General features: G+C 73.8%; 23 protein-coding genes and 1 pseudogene. 8 read left to right on the top strand and 16 right to left on the bottom strand.

From position 1 onward, the window contains the following. Nucleotides 1–89: 89 nt before the first annotated feature. The 3 genes from JHAT_RS00525 to JHAT_RS00535 all read right to left on the bottom strand — a co-directional run bounded on the left by JHAT_RS00525 (nucleotide 90) and on the right by JHAT_RS00535 (nucleotide 3254). Nucleotides 90–542 (bottom strand): DoxX family protein, encoded by a 453-nt coding sequence (locus tag JHAT_RS00525; protein WP_077795981.1) that lies wholly within the window; start codon nucleotides 540–542, stop codon nucleotides 90–92. Between the two features lie 335 nt (nucleotides 543–877). After that, nucleotides 878–2527, bottom strand: a complete 1650-nt coding sequence (locus tag JHAT_RS00530) for an alkaline phosphatase D family protein (protein ID WP_077795982.1) — start codon at nucleotides 2525–2527, stop codon at nucleotides 878–880. A gap of 82 nt (nucleotides 2528–2609) precedes the next feature. Continuing rightward, nucleotides 2610–3254 carry an HNH endonuclease family protein gene (locus tag JHAT_RS00535; protein WP_077795983.1) on the bottom strand — a complete coding sequence of 215 codons (645 nt, stop codon included), beginning with the start codon at nucleotides 3252–3254 and terminating at the stop codon, nucleotides 2610–2612. 398 nt (nucleotides 3255–3652) lie between these two features. On the opposite strand from JHAT_RS00535, the gene JHAT_RS00540 reads away from it, so the two are divergent. Together JHAT_RS00540 and JHAT_RS00545 are read left to right on the top strand one after the other, a co-directional pair. Further along, entirely contained in the window at nucleotides 3653–4234 is a 582-nt protein-coding gene (locus JHAT_RS00540) for a TMEM165/GDT1 family protein (protein WP_077795984.1), read from the top strand. A 147-nt stretch (nucleotides 4235–4381) separates the two neighbouring features. Next, nucleotides 4382–5041, top strand: coding sequence for an HAD family hydrolase (locus JHAT_RS00545; protein ID WP_077795985.1), 660 nt, complete (start codon nucleotides 4382–4384; stop codon nucleotides 5039–5041). Nucleotides 5042–5287: 246 nt separating this feature from the next. On the opposite strand, the gene JHAT_RS00550 is transcribed toward JHAT_RS00545, so the two are convergent. Then, the gene (locus tag JHAT_RS00550; RefSeq protein WP_253195358.1) at nucleotides 5288–6376 is read right to left on the bottom strand and encodes a peptidoglycan-binding protein; all 1089 of its coding nucleotides are present in this window, start codon (nucleotides 6374–6376) and stop codon (nucleotides 5288–5290) included. A gap of 185 nt (nucleotides 6377–6561) precedes the next feature. Between JHAT_RS00550 and JHAT_RS00555 the strand changes: the two genes are divergently transcribed. Then, the gene (locus JHAT_RS00555) at nucleotides 6562–8610 is read left to right on the top strand and encodes an MFS transporter (protein WP_077795987.1); all 2049 of its coding nucleotides are present in this window, start codon (nucleotides 6562–6564) and stop codon (nucleotides 8608–8610) included. 9 nt (nucleotides 8611–8619) lie between these two features. Here the strand turns inward: JHAT_RS00555 and JHAT_RS00560 are convergent, their stop codons facing one another. After that, nucleotides 8620–9123: a GNAT family N-acetyltransferase gene (locus JHAT_RS00560; protein ID WP_077795988.1), complete on the bottom strand. Its 504-nt coding sequence runs from the start codon at nucleotides 9121–9123 to the stop codon at nucleotides 8620–8622. A gap of 164 nt (nucleotides 9124–9287) precedes the next feature. On the opposite strand from JHAT_RS00560, the gene JHAT_RS00565 reads away from it, so the two are divergent. Together JHAT_RS00565 and JHAT_RS33580 are read left to right on the top strand one after the other, a co-directional pair. After that, nucleotides 9288–9956, top strand: a complete 669-nt coding sequence (locus JHAT_RS00565) for a hypothetical protein (protein WP_077795989.1) — start codon at nucleotides 9288–9290, stop codon at nucleotides 9954–9956. A 5-nt stretch (nucleotides 9957–9961) separates the two neighbouring features. After that, nucleotides 9962–10528 (top strand): hypothetical protein, encoded by a 567-nt coding sequence (locus JHAT_RS33580; protein WP_107481782.1) that lies wholly within the window; start codon nucleotides 9962–9964, stop codon nucleotides 10526–10528. A gap of 10 nt (nucleotides 10529–10538) precedes the next feature. Here the strand turns inward: JHAT_RS33580 and JHAT_RS00575 are convergent, their stop codons facing one another. Beyond that, nucleotides 10539–10946: a DUF1992 domain-containing protein gene (locus tag JHAT_RS00575; RefSeq protein ID WP_077795990.1), complete on the bottom strand. Its 408-nt coding sequence runs from the start codon at nucleotides 10944–10946 to the stop codon at nucleotides 10539–10541. 94 nt (nucleotides 10947–11040) lie between these two features. Between JHAT_RS00575 and JHAT_RS00580 the strand changes: the two genes are divergently transcribed. Continuing rightward, entirely contained in the window at nucleotides 11041–11433 is a 393-nt protein-coding gene (locus tag JHAT_RS00580; protein ID WP_077795991.1) for an FHA domain-containing protein, read from the top strand. 23 nt (nucleotides 11434–11456) lie between these two features. Here the strand turns inward: JHAT_RS00580 and JHAT_RS00585 are convergent, their stop codons facing one another. After that, the gene (locus JHAT_RS00585) at nucleotides 11457–12128 is read right to left on the bottom strand and encodes an O-methyltransferase (RefSeq protein WP_077795992.1); all 672 of its coding nucleotides are present in this window, start codon (nucleotides 12126–12128) and stop codon (nucleotides 11457–11459) included. Between the two features lie 319 nt (nucleotides 12129–12447). After that, nucleotides 12448–13845, bottom strand: coding sequence for a glycine betaine/L-proline transporter ProP (proP, locus tag JHAT_RS00595; RefSeq protein WP_077795994.1), 1398 nt, complete (start codon nucleotides 13843–13845; stop codon nucleotides 12448–12450). A 506-nt stretch (nucleotides 13846–14351) separates the two neighbouring features. On the opposite strand from proP, the gene JHAT_RS00600 reads away from it, so the two are divergent. Beyond that, the gene (locus tag JHAT_RS00600; protein WP_171990678.1) at nucleotides 14352–16454 is read left to right on the top strand and encodes a bifunctional glycosyltransferase 87/phosphatase PAP2 family protein; all 2103 of its coding nucleotides are present in this window, start codon (nucleotides 14352–14354) and stop codon (nucleotides 16452–16454) included. Here the strand turns inward: JHAT_RS00600 and JHAT_RS00605 are convergent. From JHAT_RS00605 to JHAT_RS00620, 4 genes are all read right to left on the bottom strand, one after another. Continuing rightward, entirely contained in the window at nucleotides 16408–18045 is a 1638-nt protein-coding gene (locus JHAT_RS00605) for a hypothetical protein (protein ID WP_077795996.1), read from the bottom strand. The genes JHAT_RS00600 and JHAT_RS00605 overlap by 47 nt on opposite strands. A 229-nt stretch (nucleotides 18046–18274) precedes the next feature. Further along, nucleotides 18275–19408: a hypothetical protein gene (locus JHAT_RS00610; RefSeq protein WP_077795997.1), complete on the bottom strand. Its 1134-nt coding sequence runs from the start codon at nucleotides 19406–19408 to the stop codon at nucleotides 18275–18277. 127 nt (nucleotides 19409–19535) lie between these two features. Continuing rightward, nucleotides 19536–20258 (bottom strand): isochorismatase family protein, encoded by a 723-nt coding sequence (locus tag JHAT_RS00615; protein ID WP_077795998.1) that lies wholly within the window; start codon nucleotides 20256–20258, stop codon nucleotides 19536–19538. Beyond that, a complete protein-coding gene (locus JHAT_RS00620; protein ID WP_077795999.1) occupies nucleotides 20255–20848 on the bottom strand; it encodes an isochorismatase family protein in 594 nt (197 codons plus the stop codon). The genes JHAT_RS00615 and JHAT_RS00620 overlap by 4 nt, the downstream gene beginning before the upstream one ends. Nucleotides 20849–20997: 149 nt before the next feature. On the opposite strand from JHAT_RS00620, the gene JHAT_RS00625 reads away from it, so the two are divergent. After that, a complete protein-coding gene (locus JHAT_RS00625) occupies nucleotides 20998–21999 on the top strand; it encodes a GlxA family transcriptional regulator (RefSeq protein ID WP_077796000.1) in 1002 nt (333 codons plus the stop codon). Between the two features lie 86 nt (nucleotides 22000–22085). Here JHAT_RS00625 and JHAT_RS00630 read toward each other — a convergent pair whose 3' ends face one another. The 4 genes and pseudogenes from JHAT_RS00630 to JHAT_RS00645 all read right to left on the bottom strand — a co-directional run bounded on the left by JHAT_RS00630 (nucleotide 22086) and on the right by JHAT_RS00645 (nucleotide 26477). Further along, the gene (locus JHAT_RS00630) at nucleotides 22086–22499 is read right to left on the bottom strand and encodes a transglycosylase SLT domain-containing protein (protein WP_077796001.1); all 414 of its coding nucleotides are present in this window, start codon (nucleotides 22497–22499) and stop codon (nucleotides 22086–22088) included. Between the two features lie 256 nt (nucleotides 22500–22755). Continuing rightward, nucleotides 22756–23607: an ECF transporter S component gene (locus JHAT_RS00635; protein WP_077796002.1), complete on the bottom strand. Its 852-nt coding sequence runs from the start codon at nucleotides 23605–23607 to the stop codon at nucleotides 22756–22758. Continuing rightward, a complete protein-coding gene (locus JHAT_RS00640) occupies nucleotides 23604–25280 on the bottom strand; it encodes an ABC transporter ATP-binding protein (protein ID WP_077796003.1) in 1677 nt (558 codons plus the stop codon). The genes JHAT_RS00635 and JHAT_RS00640 overlap by 4 nt, the downstream gene beginning before the upstream one ends. After that, nucleotides 25277–26477, bottom strand: a pseudogene (locus JHAT_RS00645) (energy-coupling factor transporter transmembrane component T). The gene JHAT_RS00640 and the pseudogene JHAT_RS00645 overlap by 4 nt, the downstream one beginning before the upstream one ends. Nucleotides 26478–26515: the final 38 nt, after the last annotated feature.

Consider the following 26515-nt stretch of genomic DNA (forward strand, 5'->3'; position numbering starts at 1 on the left):
CGGGCACGACACGGGGCGTTCACCCGGCCGCCGCACGTCCGCGGCGGCCGGGTGAACGCCCCGTACGAGGTGGGCGCCGCCCGGTCGGCTCAGGCCGCGACGGGCGTCTGCTCCGCGGCCTGCTCCTCCGGCTCGGACGTGCGCCGGGCCAGGACGCGGTCCAGGCCGAAGGCGCCGGAACCGGTGAAGGCCAGCAGCAGGAAGGCCCAGCAGAACATGGCGGAGGCCTCGCCGCCGTTCTCCATCGGCCACAGGGCCTCCGGCTGGTGCACCCGGAAGTAGGCGTACGCCATGGAGCCCGAGGCGATGACCGCGGCGGCGCGCGTGCCGAGGCCCAGCAGGACGAGGGTGCCGGCGACGAGCTGGATCACGGCGGCGTACCAGCCCGGCCAGGTGCCGGCCTCCAGCGTGCCGCCACTTCCCGAGGCGCCGCCGAGCACGCCGAAGAGGGAGGCGGCGCCGTGGCAGGCGAAGAGCAGACCGACGACTATGCGGAACAGGCCGAGGACGTAGGGCTGGGCACTGTCGAGGCGTCCGGACATGTGGGGGGTGCTCCTTCGGTCGGACCGGCTCGTGGGCCGGTGGGGACGGAACCGAGTGGGCTGCCCACGTTAGGTGAGCCTAATCAGTACTTGCAAGTTCAACATTTGGCCATAGCCTGACGTGTGGTCACCTGCTTCTCGCCGCTCCGAGACCAGGTGGGAGCGCTCCCATGCTTGTGAAGCGATCCTTGAGCGTGACTCAATTCATACCCCGCTCCGCCTCCACCCCAAGCCTGAAACGCGTCTCCGGCCGGAAGCGTGTCCCGAGCCCGGACGCGGCCACGCCGGTTCTCGAGCCCGGACGCGGCCACGCCGGTTCCTGAGCCGGGACGCGGCTACGCCAGCTCCCGGTCCGTGACCGTCCGCAGGGAGGTCGCCCCGTCCCGGTCCGTCCGGGCCTGTTCCAGCCGCAGCCGCGCCGACCGCCCCCGCAGGGTCAGCGTCATGAGCTGGTTGCCGAACCAGGGCCCGCCGGTCCTGCGCCAGGAGACCGCCGGCGGCGCACAGCGCCCGTGCCGGGCGATGCGCCGCCCGAGGGCACGCGCCGGGGCGCTCCAGCCGAAGCGGAAGCCGAGCCGCATCGAGAGCGGGACCGAGTTGTGCACGGGGGAGCAGGTCAGCTGCGCGACCCGGGCGTCGGGCCCCCGGCCCGGCCAGGACGGCTCGGCCACATAGGCGTGGTGGACGTCCCCCGACAGCACGTTCACCGTCGCGGGCGCCCCCGGCCCCGTCCCGGCCTCGGCGATCAGATCGGCGAGCGCGTCGAAGGAGGCCGGGAAGGCCGGCCAGTGCTCCAGGTCCGCCCCGCGTCTGATCCGCTCCCCGAGCCGCGCCCAGCGGGCGCCCCGCTCGCCGCCGCACACCGAGGCGTTCCAGGCCTCGAGGTCGTGCACCAGGTGGGGCAGCAGCCAGGGCAGGGAGGTGCCGATGAGGAGGTGGTCGTAGGCGGCGTCCTCGTCGTCGCCCCGCCCGTCCAGCACCTGCTCGCGCAGCCAGGCGGCCTCGCCCGGGTCGAGCATCGCGCGCCGGTCCTCGGCCAGGACCCGGGCGGCGCGGGAGTCCACCATCACCAGTCGCACGCGGCCGAAGTCGCGCCGGTAGCTCCAGCGCACGGAGGCCGGGTCGGCGTCGGCCCGGGCGGCGAAGTCGCGCAGCGCGTCGGTGCCGTCGGGGGCCGCGCGGACGGCCGCGTAGAGCGGGTCGGCGGCCAGTTCGGCCGGGGAGAGGTTCCCCAGGTGCTGGTACACCCAGTACGACATCAGACCGCTCAGGATCCGCTCGCGCCACCAGTCGGTGGCCCGCATGTCGGCGACCCAGGCAGCGGAGGTGTTCCAGTCGTCGATCACGTCGTGGTCGTCGAAGACCATGCACGAGGGCACGGTGGACAGCAGCCAGCGCACCTCCGGGTCGCTCCACGACTCGTCGTAGAGCCGGGTGTACTCCGCGTAGTCCGCGACCTGGCCGCCCGGGGACTCCGCCAGGTCGCGGCGCCCGGCGATCCAGCGGCGGGTCGCGTCGGAGACCTCGTCGGCGTACACCTGGTCGCCGAGCAGCAGCAGCACGTCGGGCCGCGCGCCCCCGGGGTCGGCCGCGATGCGGGCCGCCAGGGTGTCCAGGGCGTCCGGTCCCACCGGGTCCTTGCCGCCGGCCGGCGGCGCGGCCCAGCGACAGGAGCCGAAGGCGACGCGCAGGCCCTCCTCGGCGGCGGGCGTGGCGATCACCGGGGGCGGGAAGCGGGAGTCGGGCGGCGGCCACACGCGGGCGCCGTCGAGCAGCACCTCGTACTCCGTCGCCGTCCCGGGCGTCAGGCCGGTCACCGGGACCAGGACGTAGTGGTGGCCCGCGATCTGGAACGTGCGGGCCGTGCCCTCCGCGCCGTCGGCGCAGCGCACCTCGGCGGTGCAGGGGCGGCTCGTCTCGGCCCAGACCGTCGCGGACGATCCGTCGTTGTACCTCAGCAGTGGTCCCAGGCGCAGTCCCGCCATGGCGATCCCTCCTCCGTCGCCCCGTACGGTACGGAACGACGGAGGGTGTGGGGGAGTGTCCGCGCCGAAGCCGCGAGCAGCCTCAGCAGCCTGCGAGCTGGTTCTGCAGCGCCGACTTCTCGGCGGAGTCGACGGAGAGGCCGTAGTAGTACTTCACCTGCACCCACGCGCGCACGTAGGTGCACCGGTAGGCGGTGCGGGAGGGCATCCAGGTGGCCGGGTCCTGGTCGCCCTTGGCCTGGTTGACGTTGTCGGTGACGGCGAGGAGCTGCGGGCGGGTCAGGTCGTTGGCGAACGCCTGGCGCCGGGAGGTCGTCCAGCCGCTCGCGCCGGAGTCCCAGGCCTCGGCGAGCGGGACCAGGTGTTCGATGTCGAGGTCGGAGGCGGCGGTCCAGGTGGCGCCGTCGTAGGGGGAGTACCAGCTGCCCCGGGTGGCGGCGCACGCGGAGTCGGTGACGACGCCCGAGCCGTCGCGCTTGAGGACCGTCTCGCGGGTGTTGCAGGTGCCCGACTGGGTGATCCAGTGCGGGAAGAGGTCGCGGTCGTAGCCGGTGCGGTTCTCGGTGGCCACGGTGAGGGAGGCGAGGTAGGAGCGGGCGGTGGCGGCGCTCACCGGGGTGGGCAGGGCGGCGGAGGCGGCCGGGCCGTTGAACAGCCCGGCGGAGGCTATGAGACCGGTGAGCGCGGTGAGCACGGCGAGACGTCGACGCGCGTAGAACCTGGGCATGCGAACTCCCTCGGGGTGTGGGGGTTTCGGGCGCGAGCGGGGGAATGCTCGCGGCGCCGCATGGCGCACAGATGTGCGGCCGGTAAGAAGCTAGTGACGTGTGCATGGCACGTCTATGAGCGCGACGGGATTTTCGCCCCTCGAAGGGGTGTGGGGGTTCGCGTACGATGGGCGGTGCAGAAGGGGAGTAGCTCTTCGCCGGACCGTCGACATACTGCTCAGCTCGTCTGAGCCGGCGCCCGGAGGCGGACCCCGCTCACGGGGCCGCCAGCGAGACCTTCGGCAAGCAGTGCACGCCCGCGCCGTACGGCGGGGGCGACCGTGTGCTGCCGTGCCGAGGTGTCGTTCGCGCAGGACCAGCACTCTCGGTGGGGCGGCCCCGACCGATAGAGGATTCCTTGATCAGCCTGACCGTGACGGCGCTCGTCTTCGGCGTCGTCTTCCTCGCCGAGCTGCCGGACAAGACCGCGCTCGCCGGCCTCGTCCTCGGCACCCGCTACCGGGCCTCGTACGTCTTCGCCGGCGTGGCCGCCGCGTTCCTGCTGCACGTCGTGCTCGCGGTCGCGGCCGGCAGCGTGCTGACCCTGCTGCCGCAGCAGATCGTGCACGCGCTGACGGGTGTGCTGTTCCTGGGCGGCGCCGCGGTGCTGCTGATGAAGAAGGGCGACGAGGAGGAGGAGATCCGCAAGCCCGAGGACCAGTCCTTCTGGAAGGTCGCCGGGGCGGGTTTCATGCTCATCCTGGTCGCCGAGTTCGGCGACCTGACGCAGATCATGACGGCCAACCTCGCGGCCCGTTACGACGACCCGCTCTCCGTCGGCCTGGGCGCCGTGCTCGCGCTGTGGGCGGTGGCCGGGCTCGGCATCGTCGGCGGGAAGGCCCTGATGAAGCGGGTGCCGCTGGCGCTGATCACGAAGGTCGCGGCGGTGCTGATGCTGGGCCTCGGCGTGTGGAGCCTGTGGGAGGCGGTCGCCGGCTGAGGGGCGAACGGCGGGTGAACGTCCACCGGACGCGGTGGCGCGAGCCCGTCCCATTTTGTACCGTGGAGGAACAAAGTGGCTCCCGTCCGTTCTCCCTGACCGGCGGACGGGGCCGCCTTGTCCCCTCCCCGTGTTTGGAGTCTGCCGATGACGGCCACCACCGTTCTGCCCGCCCGTGCCCTGCTGCTCGACATGGACGGCACCCTCGTCAACTCGGACGCCGCCGTCGAGCGCGTCTGGCGGCGCTGGGCCGACCGGCACGGACTGGACGGCGACGAGGTCATGAAGGTCGTCCACGGACGGCAGGGCTACGCCTCGATGGCGCTGCTGCTGCCGGACCGGCCGATGGCGCAGAACCACGCCGACAACGCGCGGATGCTCGCCGAGGAGACCGCCGACACCGAGGGCGTCGTGGAGATCCCCGGGGCACGGGAGTTCCTCGCCTCGCTGCGGGGGCTGCCGCACGCGCTGGTGACCTCCGCCGACGTCGCGCTGTCCACCGCACGGATGGCCGCCGCCGGGCTGGCCCTGCCGGACGTCCGGGTCACCGCGGAGTCGGTCGGTGCGAGCAAGCCCGATCCGGAGGGGTTCCTCAAGGGCGCGGCCGAACTGGGCGTCGACCCCGCGGACTGCATCGTCTTCGAGGACTCCGGGGCGGGGATCACGGCCGGGCGGGCGGCGGGGATGCGCGTCGTCGGGGTCGGACCGAGGGCCGGTGCGCACGGGCCGGACGTGGTGGTGCGGGACCTGACGCAGGTGCGGGTGGAGGCCGACGGGCGCGGGGGGCTGCGGCTGCACATCGGCTGACGGCCGGCCTCTGGGCGGGAGCGGAAGCCGGCGCCGAGGGGGAGCGTTCCGGGGTACCCGGTGCCGGCGCGAGCGCCGGGGTGCGGGTGGGGCGCGCGGTCCGGTGCGGGTGGGACGCACAGTTCGGCATGGGTGGGACGTACGGTCCGGTGTGGGCGGGGTGTCTCCCCCGCTCCCGGTCTCGACCACGGTCCCGCTCGAGCGGGGCCCCATCTCCCACCCGTACCGCCCTGGCGGCACGATCCGTCAGGGCCGGTGGGTCTCCGACTCCAGCATGCGGCGGGTGGCCTCGCCGTAGACGCCCAGTTCGTCGGAGCGGATGCCGCGGGACCACTGGTAGGTGCGGACCGAGTCCTCGACCTCGCGGTCGTACGTGCCGTCGTCGGCGCCCGTGTACAGGTACAGCTGGGCCAGGCGCTGCTGGAGTTCGGTGACCTCGGCGCCGCGGTCGCCGCGGTGCAGGGTGCCGCCGCCGTCGCGGTCGCCGTCCTCCCCGTCGTCGTCGGGGGCGAAGGCGGGGGCGCTCGGCGTGACCGTGGTCGGCTCGGGCGACCGGGACGGTGTCGGCGAGGCGCTCGACGCCGAGGGGGACGGCGAGGGCGAGGGGCTCTCGCTCGCCGACGCGGAAGCGGACGCCGACGGGGACGCCGACGCGGACGTGGCGACCGGTTCGGCGGACGAGGCGCTCGGCCGCGGTGCCGTCGAGGACGCCGTGGCCGACGGGACCGGGACGCTCGCCCGGACCTCGTCCGGCAGGGCACCGTCCCGCGACGGCGACTCGTAGGAGAACAGTCCGCTCGCGTACCCGGCCGTCCCCACCACGGCCACGACCGCGGCGGCGGCGCCGATCAGCACGCCCCGCCGCCGTCCCCGCGGCGGGCGGTCACCGGTGCCGTCCGGCACGGGCTCCAGCGGCGCCGTGGAGGCCGGGTCGTCCGCCGCCGAGGCGTCGAACAGGCGCAGGTCGTGGTCGCTGGGCGCACCGGCGGAGGCCGCCGACGGCGCGGAGGTCGCCCCCGCGGCCGGAGACGCGTCGGACGGCCCGGCGCCGACGGCACGCAGCGTCATGGTGGCGTCCGGCTCCGGCTCCGGCACCGTGGGCTCGCCGGTGCCGTTCAGCTCGACGTACGGCCGTATCCGCAGCGGATCGAAGTCCTCCGCGGCGGCCGCCTGCGCCGTACGCGCGTCGCGCAGGGCGTCGGCCGCGCGGGGGCCGCAGGCACAGGACGGCGTGTTGTCCGCCTCCCTGGGCGCTCCACACTCCGGGCACGCGTGCTCCGAGGGCCGCCCCTGCGGCTCCTGAGGCCCCCGCGAGGGCCCCTGCTGCTGCTCCAACGCTCGTCCCTCCCCTCGCGACTCCCCTCGCGAACTCCAGAGATTATGCAGATCTTCTTCACGAATGCGCGCACGCACCCCCGGAACACCGGCCTCCCGCAGGACTGAACAGGCCATAACCGGTCACACCGTTCAGGATGGAGGATGGGTGACGACACCCGTGGGACGGCGCCGGGAGGTCATCGATGGCAGCGGATGTGCGCGAAGCGACGGAGCAGGTACGGCCCGAGGACCGCGAACAGGTCTCCGGCGGCGTGCTGGTCTCGATCGGCGCCCTGCTCCTCGGCATGCTGCTCGCCGCCCTCGACCAGACCATCGTGTCGACGGCGCTGCCCACCATCGTCAGCGACCTGGGCGGACTGGAGCACCTGTCCTGGGTGGTCACCGCGTACCTGCTGGCCGCGACCGCCGCGACCCCGCTGTGGGGCAAGCTCGGCGACCAGTACGGCCGCAAGCGGCTGTTCCAGACGGCGATCGGGATCTTCCTGGTCGGCTCCGCGCTGTGCGGCGTCGCGCAGAGCATGCCCCAGCTGATCGCCTTCCGCGCCTTGCAGGGCCTGGGCGGCGGCGGGCTGATGGTGCTGTCGATGGCGATCGTCGGCGACCTGGTCTCCCCCCGTGAACGCGGCCGCTACCAGGGCCTGTTCGGTGCCGTCTTCGGCGCGACCAGCGTGCTGGGGCCGCTGCTCGGCGGGGTCTTCACCGAGCATCTGAGCTGGCGGTGGGTCTTCTACGTCAACCTGCCCGTCGGCATCGTCGCGCTCGCCGTGATCGCGGCGGTCCTGCACATCCCGCGCCGGGCCACCCGGCACGTCATCGACTACCCGGGCACCCTGCTCATCGCCTCCGTCGCCACCTGCCTGGTGCTGGTCGCCTCGCTCGGCGGCACGACCTGGGCGTGGGGGTCGCCGCAGATCATCGGCCTGGCGGTGCTGAGCGTCGTCCTGGCCGCCGCGTTCGTGGCGGTGGAGCGCAGGGCCGCCGAGCCCGTCCTGCCCCTCAAGCTCTTCCGCGTCCGCACCTTCACGCTCTCCGCCGTCATCAGCTTCGTCGTCGGCTTCGCGATGTTCGGCGCGATGACCTACCTGCCCACCTTCCTCCAGGTCGTGCAGGGCGTCAGCCCGACCATGTCCGGTGTGCACATGCTGCCGATGGTGGTCGGCGTCCTGCTGGCCTCGACCGGCTCCGGGCAGATCGTCAGCCGCACCGGCCGCTGGAAGGTGTTCCCCGTCGCGGGCACCGCCGTCACCACCTTCGGCCTGCTCCTGCTGCACCGGCTCGACGAGAACAGCCCGACCGCCGAGATGAGCGTCTACTTCTTCGTCTTCGGCCTGGGCCTCGGCCTGGTGATGCAGGTCCTCGTCCTCATCGTGCAGAACGCCGTCCCCTACGAGGACCTGGGCGTCGCCACCTCCGGCGCCACCTTCTTCCGCTCCATCGGCGCGGCCTTCGGCGTCGCCGTCTTCGGCACGGTCTTCGCGAGCCGCCTCGGCGCCGAGCTCGGCGACGCCTTCCGCGGCGCGCAGCTGCCGCCCGGCGTCTCCGCGGACTCGCTCGAGGCCGACCCGCGCGGCATCGGCGCCCTGCCCCCCGCCCTGCGCCCGGAGGCCCTGCACGCCTACGCGTCCGCCATCACCGACGTCTTCCTGTACGCCGCCCCCGTCGCCCTCCTCGGCTTCCTGCTGGCCTGGTTCCTCAAGGAGGACCGGCTGCGCGGCTCGGTCACGGCGCCCGACGGCACCCAGACCTTCGCCAGCAACCCGGTCGAACGGTCCTCGCACGACGAGGTGTGCCGCGCCCTGTCGGTGCTCGGCACCCGCGAAGGTCGCCGGGAGATCTACCGCAGGATCACCGAGCGGGCGGGCTACGACCTGCTGCCCGCGGCGAGCTGGATGCTGCTGCGGGTCAGGAAGTACGGCCGGGTGGAACCGGCCGTGCTCGCCGAGCGCAGCCCCGTGCCGCTGACCGCCGTCATGGCGGCCGCCCGCCAGGTGGAGGAACGGCACCTCGCCGTCCGCCAGGGCCTCGACCTGGTCCTCACCGACCGGGGACGCGAGTACGCCGAACGCCTGGCGAAGGCCCGCGAGGACTCCCTGGCCGAACTCCTGGGCGACTGGTGGGGGCCGGACCGCCCGACCGACCTGGTGCGGCTGGTGAGGGAACTCACCGGTGAGCTGTGCGGCTCGGAACGGGAGCGCCCGCACGACCGGCGCGCCCTGACCCGGGCCGGCTGAACGACCCCGTCAGACGACGGTCCGGGCCAGCGGCTTGGCGAACCAGTGCTCGGCGTACGGGTTGTCGTTGTACGCCTCGGTCTCCGTGTAGCCGAGCCGCGCGTACAGGGAGCGGGCCTCGACGAGGTCGCCGCGCGTGTCGAGGACGATCCGCGCGGCCCCGAGCTCCCGTGCGGCCTCCTCGGCGGCTCCGACGAGCAGCGCGGCGCCGCCCCGGCCGCGCAGGTCCTCCCGGAGGAACACCCGGGTCAGCTCGGCGGTGGTGCCGTCGAGCAGCCGCACACCCGCGGTGCCGGCCGGCTCACCGGCGTACCGCGCCACCAGCAGCCGGCCCCGCGGCGGGGCGAGGTCGGCGCCGGACCGCGCGGCGATCTCCCGCTCCAGCTCGTCCGGGTCGGTGCGCCGGCCCTCGTGCAGCAGGTACCAGCGGTCGCTGACCTCCGTGTAGTACGCGCGCCACAGGGCGGCGGCGACGGGGGAGTCGTACGGTTCCGGGGCGATGGTCCAGGTCATGACCCGCCATTGTCGGGACCGGTCGGTCAGGTGCGCGAGCGTATTTTCCCACCGGTGCGGCGCCGGCGCTCCCCGCGCGCCGTTTGAGGGGCACCTGCGCGGCAACACGGAGGGCGAACCGGCCGCTCGGAGAGCCGGTTGGGCCGAGAACCCGGAAGGCACTCATGTCCACAGGCGTGATCATCGCTCTGATCGTGATCGTGGCGGCCGTGCTCGTCGTCGCGGCCGTCCTGGCCTCGCGTGCGCGGGGCTCCCAGCACGGCGGGAACCTGAAGCGGCGTTTCGGGCCCGAGTACGACCGGGCCGTGGCCCGGCACGACGGCGACACCAAGGCCGCCGAGCGCGAACTGGCCGAGCGTGTCGAGCGGCACGGGTCGCTGCACACGCGGCCGCTGGACCCGGCCGAGCGCGAGCGGTTCGAGGCGCGCTGGACGGCCGTCCAGGAACGCTTCGTCGACGCCCCGCGCGAGGCGGTCGCCGAGGCGGACCGGCTGATCGCCGAGGTGGCCGGCGCCCGCGGCTTCCCGGACGGCGGACAGTACGAGGAGCAGCTCGCCGCGCTGTCCGTGCACCACGCCCACCACGTCGACGGCTACCGGCGCGTGCACCGCGTGACCCACGCCCGGGTGGACGGCGCGCAGGACGGCGGCGCGGGCACGGAGGAGATGCGCGCGTCCCTCGTGGAGGCGCGCGCGCTGTTCGAGGACCTGCTCGGCCCGGCCCGCCACGACGGCGGCCGGCACCGTGCCGGGGCGGACGACGGCGCGGCCGCGCCGGCCCGCACGCAGCACCAGCCCTGGTCGTTCGGCAAGCACCGCCCGAAGGAGAGTTGAGACACATGTCCGACGTGACCCGCCGACCCGGCGGCGACCCCGTCGAGCGAGACGCGCAGACCCCCGACGCCCGCGGAGGAACCGCCCCGGGCACGAGCCCGACGGGCGGCACCGGCACCTACGACGGCACCGCCCCCTACGGCACCGGCACCCACGCCGACCACGGCACCGGCCCGACGGGCGGTGCGGGCCCGGCGCCCGGCACCTACACCGACCACGGCGCCGGCACCCGCGACGACGTCACCCCCGGCCCGCGGACCGACGCCGCCGGGGGCGCCGCGGGCGCGCACGGGCTGCTCCCGCACGAGGAGTGCGACAGGCTCGGGCAGCGGCTCCAGCACGCCGTGGCGGAGTTCGTCGACGCCCCGCGGGCCTCCGTCGAGGAGGCCGACCGCGTCCTGGAGGAGCTCGCCGCCCGTTTCGCGGACGCCGTCGCGCACCGCCGCCGCACCCTGCGCACCGCGTGGCAGGACACCGGCGGGGAGACCCGCGCGACGAGCACCGACACCGAACAGCTCCGGCTGGCCCTGCGGGACTACCGCGAGCTGGCCGACCGCCTGATGCACGTGTGAGGCACGCGCGTCACCGCTCCGCCCGGCGCTCCCGCCACCGCCGTACGACCTCGTCGACGTCGTAGGGCTTCTTGCCCAGCGGGGGCCCGGGCGGCGGCTTGAACATGACGTCGCGGATCTTGACGTTGATCTGCTCGACGATCCTGCGGGCCGCCCCCTCCGTCGGGGCGTCCAGCGCCGCCGCCAGCGCGTCCTCCGCCTCCTTGCGCAGGGCCAGCGTCGGCGGCAGCACGGAGAGGCCCTCGCGGGCCATCTTCCGCTTGACCCACCACAGTTCGTCGTACGTGCTCTCCACGTCGCTCGGGAGGGGCTTGCCCACCCCCGGCAACCGGTCGAACTCGCCGCGCGCGTCCGCGTCGCGGATCTGTTTGTCGACCCAGGACACGAAGTCGACGCCGGGTGGCTTCCGCTCGGTCATGACCCCATTGTGCCGGACACCGCGTCACCGGCCGATCTATCATGCGGCGGCGACAACAAGCCATTGCCAGCCGGAACGTCCCGAAGGAGCGCACGTGCTCGAACTGACCATGGCCGCCGTCACCGCGGCGGACGCGGGCGCCACCGCCGGCATGCAGATGGCCGACGCGCCCAGCGAGCCGGGCGCGGTGCTGCGGGTGGGCCGGGACAGGTCCGTGTGCCGGCTGGCGACGCCGGACGACTGGCTGTTCGTCTCCCGGGTGCACCTGGAGTTCCGCTGCGGGCCCGACGGCACCTGGCAGCTGACCTGGCTGCGCGGCTCGCAGCCGGACCCGTCATCGGAGGTCCGGCTGACCGTCGGCGCGCACACGCAGGCCCTCGTCTACGGCGGCACCGCCGCGCTGCCCAGGGGCGGCAGCGGCGAGATCGTCGTCCAGGACCGCACCGAGCCGCGCAGCGTCAACGTCGGCTTCTACCACGAGGCGTAGGGTCCGCGTCCGCGCCCGGCCGCTCAGGTCAGGACGCGGGCCAGCGCGAAGCCGTCGTGGCCCTTGCTGCCGACCGTCTGGATCGCGGTGCCGCTGAGCCGCGGATGGCTGCCGATCATCTCGATGGCGGCGCGGGTGCCGCGCACGTCCTCGGCGTCGTCGCCGGCGTCGGCCACGCGCCCGCCGCGGACCACGTTGTCGAGGACGATCAGGCTGCCGGTGCTGGTGAGCCGCAGCGCCCACTCCAGGTAGTGCGGGTTGTTGCCCTTGTCGGCGTCGATGAAGACCAGGTCGAAGGGCGGCGGGTTCTCGTCGGCGAGCTTCGGCAGCGACTCCAGCGCCGGGCCCACGCGCACGTCGACGACGGAGTCCAGGCCGGCGCGGGCGATGTTGCGGAGGGCGACCTCGGCGTGCCGGTCGCTGTACTCCAGGGTGACCAGGCGGCCGTCGGCGGGCAGGGCGCGGGCCAGCCAGATGGTGCTGTAGCCGCCGAGGGTGCCGATCTCCAGGACGGTGCGGGCGCCCTGGACCTGGGCGAGGAGGTGGAGGAGCTTGCCCTGGGTGGGGGTGACGGCCACCGGCGGCAGCCCGGCGGCGTCGCTCTCCCGCAGGGCGGCCTCCAAGGCGTCGTCCCCCGGTGCGAGATGGCTGGTGAAGTAGGCGTCGACGTCGTCCCAGAGCCGTGAGTCGCTCATGCCGGGGATGCCTCCCGTACGCGTGGTTAGCACTTCTAAATAGATGCGCTAACGAATATAGACGCACGGAAGGGCCCACGCCCCGCAGTCGGCCGGGGTCCGCCGGACGTGTCCCGCGAGGCGCGTCCGCGCGGTGGGTTTCCGGGCGACGCCGGGTCCCGGCGGGTGCGGGCCTCCGGTGGGACCGGGTCCCCAGTGGCACAGGCCCCGCCCCCACCGGGCTCCGGTGAGGGCGGGGCCCGGTGCGGGCGGGTGTCAGGGGGCGGGGGGACCGGGGCCCCGGCCCCGCGCTCCCGGTTCCGTCCCCTCCCCGCAGGGGTCAGGCCGCCTCGGCGTGCTCCACCGCGGGCGCCGAGCCCGGCAGGGGGCGGCCGGCCGACTCCGCCATGAACCACACCGCCACGCCGCCGATCACGGCCGCGGCCATCATGTAGTAGGCGGGCATCATCATGTTGCCCGTCGCCCCGATCAGCGCCGTCACCACCAGCGGGGTGGTGCCGCCGAAGAGGGACACGGAGACGTTGAAGCCGATCGACAGCGAGCCGTAGCGCACCCGCGTCGGGAACAGTGCGGGCAGGGCGGACGGCATCGACGCGGTGAAGCAGACCAGCAGCAGCCCCAGCGCGGCCATGCCGAGACCCACGGCGAGCAGGCTGCCCTCGCGGATCAGCAGCAGCGCCGGGACGGACAGCAGCAGGAAGCCGGCGCAGCCGGCCGCGATCACGGGCCGGCGCCCGACCCGGTCGGTGAGCGCGCCCGCGAACGGCTGCACGATCATCATCAGCACCATCACGGCCAGCACGACCAGCAGCCCGTGCGTCTCGTCGTACTTCAGCTCGCTCGTCAGGTAGCTCGGCATGTACGACAGCAGCATGTAGTCGGTGACGTTGAAGACCAGCACCAGGCCGACGCACAGCAGCAGCGTCCTCCACTGCCCCGTGATCATCTCCCGCAGCGGCACGCGGGGCCGCGCGGCCTCCGCCTTCTCGGCCTCGGCGGCGAACGCCGGGGTCTCCTCCAGCCGCATCCGCAGGTACAGCCCGATGAGGCCCATCGGCCCGGCGATCAGGAACGGGATGCGCCAGCCCCAGGAGGTGAGGTCGCCGTCGGACAGCAGGGCCGTCATCAGGGTCACCAGCCCCGCGCCGCCGATGTAGCCGGCGAGCGTGCCGAACTCCAGCCAGCTCCCGAGGAACCCGCGCTTCCTGTCCGGCGCGTACTCGGCGATGAAGGTGGAGGCGCCCGCGTACTCGCCGCCCGTGGAGAAGCCCTGCACCAGGCGGGCCACCAGCAGCAGCACCGGCGCCCACACGCCGATCGACGCGTACGACGGGATCAGGCCGATGGCGAACGTGCCCGCCGCCATCATGATCATCGTGACCGCGAGGACCTTCTGCCGCCCCACCCGGTCGCCGAGCGGTCCGAAGACCATGCCGCCGAGCGGACGGACCAGGAAGGCGGCGGCGAAGGCGCCGAAGGTGGAGAGCATCTGGGCGGTCGGACTTCCCGAGGGGAAGAAGACCTTGCCGAGCGTCACGGCGATGTAGCTGTAGACGCCGAAGTCGAACCACTCCATGGCGTTGCCGAGCGCCGCCGCCTTCACGGCGCGCTTGACGAGGGCGGGGTCGGTGGCGGTGACGCCGGCGGCGGACGACGACGCGCCCGTGCGGGCCGGCTTCTCGAGGGACGGGTGGGATACGACGGTGGCAGCCGACAAAACTCCGCTCGCCTACCTTTCGACGGGGACAGGGACACCGCGACCCGCACGGCGGCACTGTCGCCGGGCCGGTGAGGCCCGCGGAAACACGCCACAGGCCGAAAAGCGACCATAGGCGGTGGTGTGCCGCTTACGCCCGGTAAGCTGCTCGTTGCACAGTGCATCAATATGACGTGCACGCAGGGACGTCTCGTCGGTACGGTGCGCGTTCCGCCCCTTCGGCCTGTGATCCTTCTCGCTCCGTACCGGCCGGTGGCGGGCTCCGGGGCAGGGTGGGAGGCGTCCGGATCGCGCTCGCACTATCGTCGTGCGGACGAAAGGCAGACAAAAGCGGACAGCGGGTAGGCGGCAGGCGGCCATGGGCCCGACCGGCGGCGGACGGCGGTCAGGTGGAACGGGGGCTGCCCGCGTCTCCCTCAGGGGGCGGTGCGAGCCTCATAGGGTTCGCAGGGACAAGTACCGCGCACACGGGCGCGCGGACGAGCGGGGCGGGAGGCCGACGGGGCGTGGCGAATGCGGAGCACAGTGGGCGACCGGCGGAGGCTTTCGGAGCCCCGGCCGTCGATGCGACCAGGGCACGGCTGCGTGCGGCGCGGCTGGGACTGTGGCTGGTCGCCGCCGTCCTCGCCGTACGCCAGCTCGCCTCGGTCGTCGGCACCCCGCGCGGGGAGCGGCTGACGGACCTGGAGACCTGGGTCGGGGAGAACGGGGTCCTGCACGTGGAGGGGTCGCTGTACGACTCCACGCAGTTCACCGGCACCCCCTTCGTCGGCCTCGTCCTCAAACCGTTCACGAAGGCCGCCGAGCAGGCCCTCGGCTGGGGCTGGACCTTCGGCTCGCTGCTGCTGGTCGTGGCCCTCGGCCTGGTCGCCGCCCGCGCCCTGCCCCGGCCGGTCGGCCGCCGCACGGCGCTGCTGGCGGCGCCCGTCGCCGTCAGCCTGCTGATGCTGTCGCTGCCGGTGCGCAACGCGCTGTGGCTCGGCCAGACCAGCATCCTCCCCGTCCTGCTCGTCCTGCTGGGCTGCTTCGCCGTCCGCGGCGAGCACGGCGAACGCCTCGGCGGCGTGCTGATCGGCGTCGCCGCCGCCTTCCAGCCGACGGTGCTGCTGTTCGTGCCCCTGCTGTGGTTCACCGAGCGCAGACGGGCCGCCGTGTCCACGGCCGCCGCGTTCGCCGTCTGCACGGCGACGGCCTGGGTGGTGATGGCGCAGGACTCGTACACCTACTGGGTGCACCACCTGGCGGGCGTGGGTCTCGGCGGAGCGGCCGACGACCTCGCCAACCAGTCCCTGCACGGCGCCCTGCTGCGGTTCGGCCTCTCCGGTCCCGTGGAGATCACCCTCTTCCTCGCCCTCGGTGCCGCCGTCGCGGTCCTCGCCCTGCGCCGCGCCGTGCGCTACGCCCGCGACGGACAACTCCTGCTCGCCGTCGCCGTCACCGGCTGCGCGGCGGTCGCCGTCTCGCCGACCACCTGGCAGCACCAGCTGCTGTGGGTGCTGCTCGCGGTCGTCGGCCGGGTCGGCAAGCGCGCCTCCGACCGGTACGTGTGGCCGGTCGCCGTCGTCCTGGTGATGACGCTGCCCGCCAAGATGATGCTGCCGGACATGGCGGCGCTGTACCCGCTGCGCGACAACATCGTCCTGCTCGCGGCGCTGGCCGCCGCCGTCGCCGTGCCGTTCCTCCCCCGCACCTCGCCCTACTACGACTCCCCGGTCCCGACGAGCTACGCGCCGCCGGTCCCCACCCGCTTCCGGCGCGTCCCCCTGCTGCCCTTCCTGCGCCGGGTCCTCACCCGCCCCAACCTCCTCCTGGAACTCCTCCTCATCCGGGTCACCTACGCCGCCTACTCCCGGGTCCGGCTCGCGGCGACCGGCGGCAGCAACTCGGCCGGCCGGGAGCGGGCGGAGGAGCACGGCCACCAGATCCTCGACCTCGAACGCCTCCTGTACATCGACATCGAGCACACGGTCAACCACGCGGTGGTGAAGATCGACTGGCTGCGGGACTTCTTCGACTTCTACTACACGTCGTTCCACTTCCTCGTCCCGCTGACCGTGCTCGGCGTCCTGTACTGGCGCCGGCCGGTGGACTACCGCTGGGCCCGCGCCTCCCTCGGCTTCACCACTCTGCTGGCCCTGGTCGGCTTCTGGCTGTACCCGCTGGCCCCGCCGCGCCTGATGCCGGGACTCGGGATCATCGACACGGTGCACGGCGTGCAGGACTTCTCCAAGCCGGACTACGGCACGCTCACCCACCTCACCAACCAGTACGCGGCGATGCCCTCGCTGCACTTCGGCTGGTCGCTGTGGTGCGGACTGGCGATCGCGGTCATCGCCCCGAAGACGTGGATGAAGGCCCTCGGCCTGCTCCACCCCCTCTTCACGGTCTCGGCGATCGTGGCGACCGGCAACCACTGGGTGCTGGACGCGGTGGGCGGCGCGCTCGTGGTCGGCGCGGGCTTCGGGCTGACGTACCTGTTCCAGGGGCCGCGCGCCCGGACGGTCACGGCGGCGGCGCAGGGACGGGTCCCGGCCCCCGGTCCCCGGACCCCGGCCGACGAGGTCAGCAGCGGTCCGGCGTCGTCGGCGAAGGAAGGTACGCCGAGCTGATCCGGTACTCGCCCGCCGCCGGGACGGTCAGCCGCGTGAACTCGCCGTCCCGGGTCAGGCACCCGCCGTCGGCCCGCAGCCACGGCGACCACGCGATCTTCACGGTGACCGGGCCCGGCCGTTGCGCGCGCAGCACCAGCTCGGTGCCGGTGGTCGTCACGACGCTGCCGGGCGCGGAGACGAGCGGTACGGCGTCCCGCACCCGGTAGACCCGCCAGTGCTCGTCCTGCCAGACCGGCTCCAGCCACTCGGGCCGCGATCGCGGGTCCCGCACGAGCGCGGCCTCGGCCTCGGCGGGGCCGTCCGGCCTGGCGAGCGGCAGGACGACGAGGCCGACGGCCCAGCGGTCCAGCCACGCCCGGTAGGCGGCCGCGGAGAAACTGCCGTCGTAGAAGAGGCGGCCGCGTTCGACGTCCAGCTGCCGGTTCCAGCCGCGGGCCATGTTGACGTGCGGGGCGAGCCGGGCGGCCTCGCGGTGGTTGCGGGCCGGCACGACCTCGACGCGGGTGCGGTCGGCCCCGAGCCCCTCCAGCGCCCGCACGACCCCGTCCGTCTCGGCGGCCCAGGCGGGCACCTCGGTCGACACCCGCAGATCGTCCACGGTCTTCTTCCCCACCCACCCGGTGGACCAGACGAGCGCGACGACCAGGAGAGCGCTCGTGACGCGCCGCAGCCGGTCCGCCGTGAGCAGGGCGGCGAGCAGCGCGGCGGGCGCGAACAGCTCGACGAAGCGCTCGACGTTCGTCCCGATCGGCGAGGCGATCAGATACGTCAGCACGGTCCCGACCGCGTACACGGCCCCGCTCCACCGCGCCACCCGCCAGGTGCGCGGCGCCAGCACGGTGACGGCCAGCCCGAGCACGACGGGCGGCCAGATCCGCCCCGCGGGCATCGGCTGCTCCCCGGTGAAGGGGAAGAACAGCGTGGTGAGGCCGACGACGGCGGCGGGCGGGACGAGCAGGACCAGGGCCCGCCCCCAGTCCCGCACCATCAGGAACCCGGCCCCGACCACGGCCAGGAACAGCCCGGCCACCGGGGAGGCCATGGTGGCGAGCGCGGCGTAGGCGGCGGCGAGGGCGAGCCGCCGCTCGCGGACCAGCGGCACGCACGCGGCCAGACCGAAGGCGACGCCCAGGGCGAAGGTGGTCCGCCCCGAGGCGACGTTGCACCACAGGGCGAGCGAGGCGAGCAGCGCGGGCCACAGCGGCCGGCGCACCCCCGCCCGCCTGATCAGAACCGCCGCCAGCCACGTGGCGGCCAGCCCGGACGCCACGGTGACCGTGCGCACGCCGAGCGCGGCCATCACGTACGGGGATATCAGGCTGTAGTTGGCGGTGTGCATCCCGCCGTACCAGAACAGCCCGTACGCCGAACCGCCGTGCCGCGCCGCGAAGTCCGCCCACGCCTGCTGCGCGGCGAGGTCACCGCCGCCGGTGGCGAGGTGGACCCACCACAGCCCGTACAGGGGCAGGGTGGGCAGCGTGGCGAGCAGCGGGACGCGATACCGGTGCCAGAGGGCACGCGGCGTGCCGGTCCGATGTCTGTCGGACTCCTTCGCGGGCCGGGAGACGGTGAGTTCGGCAGGGACCACGGTCGGGGTTTCCGTTCGGCTTCGTCAGGGGTGCCCGGTGCGGACACACGTGCGAAGACGATAAATCGAACAGAAACGTTGACCCGACCCGCCCCGGACCGGGCGCCCGGTGCGGAGGACCGGCCGGGGAAGGCGGCGGGGCGGCGGGGGCGGCAGGACGGTGCGGGGCGGGTCGGTCCGGGTGCGAGGGGCACCCCCCCCGCCGGGGGGAGCGGGGGGTGCCCGGTGGTCACACCGTTGCGGTGTGACCGGTGACGGGGCAGGTGCCGGCCGCCGTCGAGGTGAAGCCGGCGGTCCTGGCGGTGGGCGCCGTGCCGCCGATCTGCTGGAGGATCTCGTCGGAGAGGAGGTCCTCCTTGCCCTTGAGGGCGTCCGCGACCTTGAGGTCGGTGTTGAAGACCATCTCGGCGGCGACGTTGTCCTGGACGATGCGGGCCAGGTTGTCCAGGGCGACGGCGATCGGGTCCGAGGGGGTCTCCACGGTCGGCAGGTCGATCAGGTGGGTGTCCACCTTCGCCTGGTTCATGGTGCGGCGGATGATGATGGACGCCTGGTTCAGCTCGGCCGTGGTCCAGATCGACAGCACCGTGACGTAGAGGTCGCTCCACGCCTTCTCGCCGATCAGCGTGCGCCACCGCTTCATGAGGCTCTCGATGCCGGTGATCTGCGCGGTGGCGGCGAAGGTCATGTTGACGCGGATGGACGGGTAGACCGTGGCGGCGAACCGGTTGAACGACACCATGTCGAACGACTGCGCCTTGACGGACGCGTCGATGAACGCGACGGCCTCGCTCAGGATCTTGGCGCAGGAGTTCTCGAGGTCGAGCGGGAGGTTCGCGGTGGGGAGCTTCGTGTACGCCGACTGGAGCGTGGTCCGGAAGGCGGTCAGCGGGGTGGTCCAGCCCTTGTCGCCCGGCGCCCTGGTGACGACCATGTCGAGGTCGTGCGGGTCGATGCGGTCCGCGTTGGGGATGTTGGGGACCTGGTCGCTGAGGTAGGAGGCGAGGATCGAGAACAGGCCCAGGGGAACGTGGGCGATCGACTTGGCCAGTTCGAAGTACTCCGGGACCGGGTCGACGGTCTCGACCTGCCTGCCGTCGTTGATGAGGGTGAAGCGTCCGCCGACCGCGTTGTTCGAGACGACGACGACCGGGCTGAGCTGCGTGGTCAGTTCGCTCTTGAGGGTTGCGTAGTTGGCGCGCATCTTCGCGTTGACGGCGCGTATCGCGTCGCGTGCGGCCTTCTCGTCGGTGGCGGTGGTTCCGGTGGTGGCCGCCGAGGCGGTGGAGGCGGTCTGGCTCGTGAGCAACGTCGCCGCCCCGACGGCCGACGCGGTACCCAGAAATCCTCTACGTGTTGCCATGCCCCGTTTTCCTGCTTTCTCGGATGGGTGGAGGTGCCTTTTCGGCGATGTGGGGGGGAGGCGTGGGGGGAGATCAGGGTGGGGGGAGATACAAAGATGACGGTGGTGCTGAGGGGGGATCAGACGGTCAGGTCAGGGACTTCTGCGACGGGACCACGACTCCGTAGAGGTCCTGGACCGTGGCGAGAGCGGCCTCGTGGACCTGCTGTGCGGGAATGCCGTCCGGGTCGCCCTTCAGGGGCAGCGGCCGGGTCGCGGAGGCGTCCGCCACCACGGTCGGCTTGTTCCCGTTGAGGAAGGCGCCCTGGGTGGTGAACAGCGTGCACATGTTCGTCATGAAGCCCGCGATGATGACGTTCTCGCGGCCGGCCTTCTTCACCTGCGCGGCGAGGTCGGTGCCGTGGAAGCCGTTCGGGACGCTCTTCTCCACGACGGGCTCGCCCTTGACGGGCTTGAGCGCCGGGATGATCTGGCCCGCCTTCGACTTCAGGTCGTAGCCCTTGTCGACGATGTGGATGACCGGCGTGCCCGCCGCGCGGGCCCGCTTCAGGAGAGCCGCGGCGTTGTCCACCGCCGGCTTCCACCCGTCGAGTTCCATCACGCCCTCGGTGTAGGTGTTCTGGTAGTCGACGAGGATGAGCGTCGCGTCGGAGAGCGTGGCCGGGGTCTCGTCGAGATGGTTGAGCTCGCGCAGCGTCGTGGTGTCCTTCGCGACGTTCGCCGCGGTGGTGGCGGAGGCCGACGGCTCGCCCTTGGGGGAGGCGGCCTCGGAGTCGCCGCCGCACGCGGTGGCGGTGAACGCGAGAACGACGGCGGCACCGAGCGCGACGGCCGGACGGCGCAGCTTCATCGGACGAGCTCCTTCTGCGAGGGGACGACGACGCCGTACAGGTCGGCGATGGTGGCGAGGGCGGCGTGGTGCACCTGGCGGGCGTCCACCTCGGTGCCCGCGACCGGCAGGGCGCGGGTGGCGCTGGCGTCGGCCACCACGGTGGGGCGGTTGCCGCGCAGGAAGGCGCCCTGGGCGGTGAAGGCCACGCACATGTGCGTCATGAAGCCGGCGATGACGACGTCCTCGTTGCCCGCGGCGTCGACGTGCTCGGCGAGGTCCGTGTCCACGAAGGCGTTCGGCGCCTTCTTGACGACGACGGGCTCGCCGTCGATCGGTGCGACGCTCGGGTGGATCTGCCCGATCTCGGCCCGGACGTCGTACGGGGTGCCCTCGCCGCCGTCGTTGACGACGTGGATGACCTTCGCGCCCTCCCGGCGGGCGCGGGCCAGCAGTTCGGCCGCGGCGTCCAGCGCCTCACGCCAGCCGTCCAGCTCCATGACGCCGGTCGTGTAGGTGTTCTGGTAGTCGACGAGGATCAGCGTGGACGCGGCGAGCTTCGCCGGGGTCTCGTCGAAGCCGTTGAGTTCGCGCAGCGTCGTTCTGGGCATGGGGAACCACCTGAAGTCACGTGTAGGGGGAGGCAGTTCACCGGTGCGGTGACCTGCGCCTACGACGTTATGGCCACCCGCTGGTGTCGGCAATGTCGTCTAACATGCAGAAACCGACATGGCCGTTGCCGTCGAGCGTGGGGGGTTCCATGAGCACCGTCGGACGACTGATCGTCATCGTCCTCTTCGAGGACGTCGACCTGCTCGACGTCACCGGACCGCCGGAGGTGTTCTCCCTCGCGCGCCGCGAGACGGACGAGGCGGCGGGCTACGACGTCGTCCTCGCCGCCGAGACCATGGCCCCGGTCACCACCGGCGCCGGGGTCCGGGTCCTGCCCGACGTCACCTTCGACGACCTGGCCGCGAGGAGCATCGACACCCTGATCGTGCCCGGCGCCGTCGAGGTGGACGACCGGCGCCGCGTGCACCCGCTCACCGACCCCGCCGTGGTGGAGCGGGTCCGGCAACTCGCCGCCCGCACCCGGCGGGTCACCTCCGTCTGCGTCGGGGCGCACATCCTCGCCGCCGCCGGACTCCTCGACGGCAAGCGCGCCACCACCCACTGGTCGACCGCGCGGCAGCTCGCCGCCGAGCACCCGGCCGTCGAGGTCGACGCCGACCCGATCTTCATCCGCGAGGGCGACGTGTGGACGGGCGCGGGGATCAGCGCCTGCCTCGACCTGTCCCTCGCGCTCATCGCCGACGACCTCGGCGAGGACGTCGCGCTGCGCGTGGCCCGGCAGCTCGTGATGTACCTGAAACGGCCGAGCGGACAGAGCCAGTTCAGCGTCCCCTTGGAGCAGGTCTCCACGACCCGGCGCATCGAGGACCTGCGCCACCACATCATGCGCCACATCGCCGAACCCCTCACGGTCGCGGACCTCGCCGCGTGCGCCCACGTCAGCGACCGGCAGCTCACCCGCATCTTCAAGAACGAACTCGGCACGACCCCGCACGCCTACATCGAGTCGGCCCGCGTCGAGGTGGCGCGCCACCAGCTCGAATCCACCGACGCCACCCTGGAACGGGTCGCCACCGCCTGCGGATTCGGCACCGTCGACACCCTGGTCAGGGCCTTCCGCCGCCGGCTCGACACGACACCGACCGAGTACCGGCGCCGGTTCCGCACCGGACCGGCGCGGGCGCGCTGACACCGGCCCGGCGGCGTCGTCCGGACGCACGAAGGCGGCGACCCCGGGGATCGGGGGCCGCCGCCTTCGGGCTGTGGGGGCCGGTGTCAGTACCAGCTGTTGGCCTGCCAGAAGTTCCAGGCGTCGCAGGCGCCGCCGTAGCGGTCCTTCATGTAGTCCAGGCCCCACTCGATCTGGGTGGCCGGGTTGGTCTTCCAGTCCGAGCCCGCCGAGGCCATCTTCGAGCCCGGCAGGGCCTGGACCAGGCCGTAGGCGCCGCTGGAGGCGTTGGTGGCGTTGACGTTCCAGCCGCTCTCGTGCTCGACGATCTTCGAGAAGCACCGGTACTCGGCCGGGTCACCGATCATCTTCTGCGCGGTCGCCTGCGCCGAGGAGGCCGGCGTCGCGGCCTGAGCGGGCCCGGCGGCGATCAGGGAGCCGCAGGCGGCCGCGGCCAGGGCGGCGCCCGCGAGGGCCTTCTTCGGGGCGGCGACGGTGCGGAGGAGGGAAGCGGCGGTCAACGGGGTGCCTTTCTTCGGGGACAGGGGCGTCGGCGCAGCCCGGCCGGATCCGCGCGGTGCGCGGCGGGGGGCGTGCGTCGGCGCCGTGGCCCCTGAGGGGCGTCGGCGCCTGGCGACCGGTTCAGAGAAACAGGCCGACCCTTCGCCCGCAATCGTCCCTTTCGCCGGGGAAGGTCGTAGGCGGGGGCCGGGGCGGCCGTGTGGGAGCCGGGGGCCCGGCCCGTCGGCTACGACCCCGCTTCGTAGGTGAGCCGGGTCACGTGGGGCGGCTCACCCCGTCGGCCTTCTCGAACGTGACCGGGGTCTCGAAGGCCGCCCGGCGGGTGGCGCGGCGCAGCGCCTTCAGGACCGGCGTGCCGAGCGCGAGGGTGAGCACGACCGTCATGGCGGCGCGGCCACCGTCCCAGCCGAGGGACGTGGCCAGGCAGTAGGCGGCGAAACGGGCCAGGTTGTCGAGGACCGGGGCGTCCGGGTCGAAGGCGATGTCCGAGGCCAGCGTGTTCATGAACGTCCAGCCGGCCAGGTTCATCACCGTGCCGTAGGCGAACGCGGCCAGGAAGCCGTAGGCGGCCAGCAGGAGCAGCTCCCCGCGGCCGCGCAGCCGGTCGGGGAAGGGCAGCAGGCCCGCGCCCATCGTGAACCAGCCCATCGACAGCATCTGGAACGGCATCCACGGCCCCACCCCGCCCGTGAGCAGCGCGGACGCGAACATCGTGACCGAGCCGAGGACGAAGCCGAAGCCGGGGCCGAGGACCCGGCCGCTGAGGACCATCAGGAAGAACATCGGCTCCAGACCGGCCGTCCCCGCGCCGATGGGGCGCAGCGCCGCCCCCGCCGCCGCCAGTACGCCGAGCATCGCCACGGCCTTGGGACCGAGCCCCGACTCCGAGATCGTCGCCGCCACCACCGCCACCAGCAGCACCAGCACGCCCGCGAACAGCCACGGGGCGTCCTGGGCGTGGGCGTTCAGCGAGGCGTCCGGCGGGGCGAGGAAGGGCCAGCCGAAGCCCGCCACGCCCACCGCACTGACCAGCACCAGGGCGGCGACGGACCGGGGGCCCAGACGGACGGCACGGACCTGGCGCTGCGCAGGAGCACCGCCGCTCATGACAGCGCCTCCCGCACCTGCGCCACCGTCAGCCACTTCCGCGGCGCCAGCACCTTCGCGACCTGCGGGGCGAACGACGGCGACGCCACCACCACGTCCGCCGCCGGGCCGTCGGCGATCACCTCGCCCTCGGCGAGCAGGACCACCCGGTCGGCCAGCTCGGCGGCGAGTTCCACGTCGTGCGTGGCCAGCACGATCGCGTGACCGTCGGCCGCCAGGGAGCGCAGGATGCCGGCCAGGCGGGCCTTCGCCGCGTAGTCCAGGCCGCGCGTCGGCTCGTCCAGGAGGAGGAGGGGAGGACGGGCGGTCAGGACGACGGCCAGCGCGAGGGTCAGGCGCTGGCCCTCCGAGAGGTCGCGGGGGTGCGTGCCGTCGGCGACGCCGGGGAGCAGCTCCGTCAGCAGGGCGCGGCAGGTGCCGGGCGCCGCGTCCGCGTCCCGGTCGGCGGCCGCGCACTCGGCGGCGACCGTGTCGGCGTACAGCAGGTCGCGCGGCTCCTGCGGGACCAGGCCGACCCGGCGCACCAGCTCGCGCGGCGCCGTGCGGTGCGGCACGGCGTCGCCGGCGCGGACCGAACCGGCGGACGGTTCGACGAGGCCGACCAGCGTGGAGAGGAGGGTGGACTTCCCGGCGCCGTTGCGGCCCATGAGGGCGACCGTCTCGCCGGGGGAGACGGTGAGGCCGACGTCGCGCAGCGCCTGGACGCGGTCGCGCCGGACGGCGAGGGAACGGACCTCGGCGGCGTACGGGGAGGGGGCGGCGTCCGGGGCCTTCCTGCGGCGGCGCCAGCGGGAGGCGGGTGCGGGACGGGGCGCGGGGAGCGCGGGGGCCGAGGGGGCGCACTCCGCAGGGCGCCGGTCGGCGAGCCGCTCCCGCAGCGGGGCCGCGCGGCGGCGGGCGTCCCGGATCGTCAGCGGCAGCGGGGACCAGCCCGCCAGCCGGCCCAGGTCCACCACCGGCGGGTACACCGGGGACACGGCCATCACCTCCGCCGGGGGCCCGATGACCGGTGCCGCGCCCGGGGACGGGAGCAGGACGACCTGGTCGGCGTACTGGATGACGCGCTCCAGCCGGTGCTCGGCCATCAGGACCGTCGTCCCGAGGTCGTGGACCAGGCGCTGGAGGACCGCCAGGACCTCTTCCGCGGCGGCCGGGTCCAGGGCGGAGGTCGGCTCGTCCAGGACCAGGACGTCCGGGTGCGGGGTGAGCACCGAGCCGATGGCGACGCGCTGCTGCTGACCGCCGGAGAGCGTGGCGATGGGACGGGACCGCAGGTCGGACAGGCCCAGCAGGTCGAGGGTCTCCTCGACGCGGCGGCGCATCACGTCCGGGGCGAGGCCCAGGGACTCCATGCCGTAGGCGAGTTCGTCCTCGACGGTGTCCGTCACGAAGTGGGACAGCGGATCCTGGCCGACCGTGCCGACCACGTCGGCGAGCTCGCGCGGCTTGTGGGTGCGGGTGTCGCGGCCGGCCACGGTGACCCGGCCGCTCAGGGTGCCGCCGGTGAAGTGCGGCACGAGGCCGCCGACCGCGCCGAGCACGGTCGACTTGCCGACGCCCGACGGCCCGGCCAGCAGGACGAGTTCGCCCTCGGGGACCTCGAAGTCCACGCCGCGGACGGTGGGTTCCGCCGCGCCGTCGTACGTGACCGACACGTCCTCGAAGCGGATCACGACGGCTCCTTCACGGCGGTGGGGACGGGGGCGGGGGCGACGAACGCCGGGAGCAGGCCGACGAGCACGGCCGCCGCCGGCCACAGCGGGAGCGACGGCGCGACCAGCGGGACCACGCCCGGGTGCAGCGCCGCCGGGTCGCGGGCGGCGGCCACGGACAGCGAGGCCGCGACGGCCACGCCGGAGGCGGTGACCAGCCAGGCGCGGGCGTCCCAGCGGTCGGGGCGGTAGCGGGTGCGCGGGGTCCGCCGGCCGCCGAGCCACAACCCCCCGAGCGCGGCGGCCAGTCCGGCGAGGAGGACGGGGACGGCCGTACGTGCCGCCGGCGGCGGTCAGCACGCCGTACGTCCCCGCGCAGACGCCGAGCAGGCCGCCGAGGGTGAGGGCGGCGGTGGTACGGCGTACGGCGGCGGGCACCCGGGCGGTGCGGCCGTAGCCGCGGGCGTCCATCGCGGCGGCGAGGGCGACGGAGCGCTCCAGGGCGCCCTCCAGCACCGGCAGCCCGACCTGGAGCAGGCCGCGTACGCCCGTGTCGGGGCGGCCTCGCAGGCGGCGGGCGGCGCGCAGGCGGTGGACGTCGGCGACGAGGTTCGGGGCGAAGGTGAGGGCGACGACGACGGCCACGCCCATCTCGTACAGGGCGCCCGGGAGGGACTTGAGGAGGCGGGAGGGGTTGGCCAGGGCGTTCGCGGCACCGACGCAGACGAGGAGGGCGGCCAGCTTCATCGCGTCGTACAGCGCGAAGGCGAGGCCCTCGGCGGTGACGCGGCCGCCGAGACGGATGCCCTGCGCCCAGTGGGGGAGGGGAACCTCGGGGAGGGTGACGAGGGTGTGGGTGCCGGGGATGGGGGAGCCGAGGATCGTGGTGAAGGCGAGGCGGATGAGGAGGACGGCGAGGGCGAGTTTGACGAAGGCGCCGTAGGAGCGGGACCAGGGGGCGTGGGGGCGGCGGGCGGTGACGACGTAGGCGGAGACGGTGACGAGGAGGGCGAGGAGGAGCGGGTTGGTGGTGCGGGTGGCGGCGGTGCCGAGGGCCAGGGCCCAGAGCCACCAGGCGCCGGGGTGGAGCTGGGCGGAACGGTGGCGGCGGGCGGGCGCCGGTCGTGCGGTGGCGGTGCGCCGGCGGGGGCGGGGGGCGGGGGCGTTCGCCCGCACCGAGGGGGCGTCTTCCCCGGAGGGGACACCCCCGGCGCCCACCCTCCCCCGCTCTCGGCCTCGCTCGAGCGGGGGGACCC

It is taken from the genome of Streptomyces sp. JHA26, from assembly GCF_002005565.1.
In the GTDB taxonomy this organism is placed as follows: Bacteria; Actinomycetota; Actinomycetes; order Streptomycetales; family Streptomycetaceae; genus Streptomyces.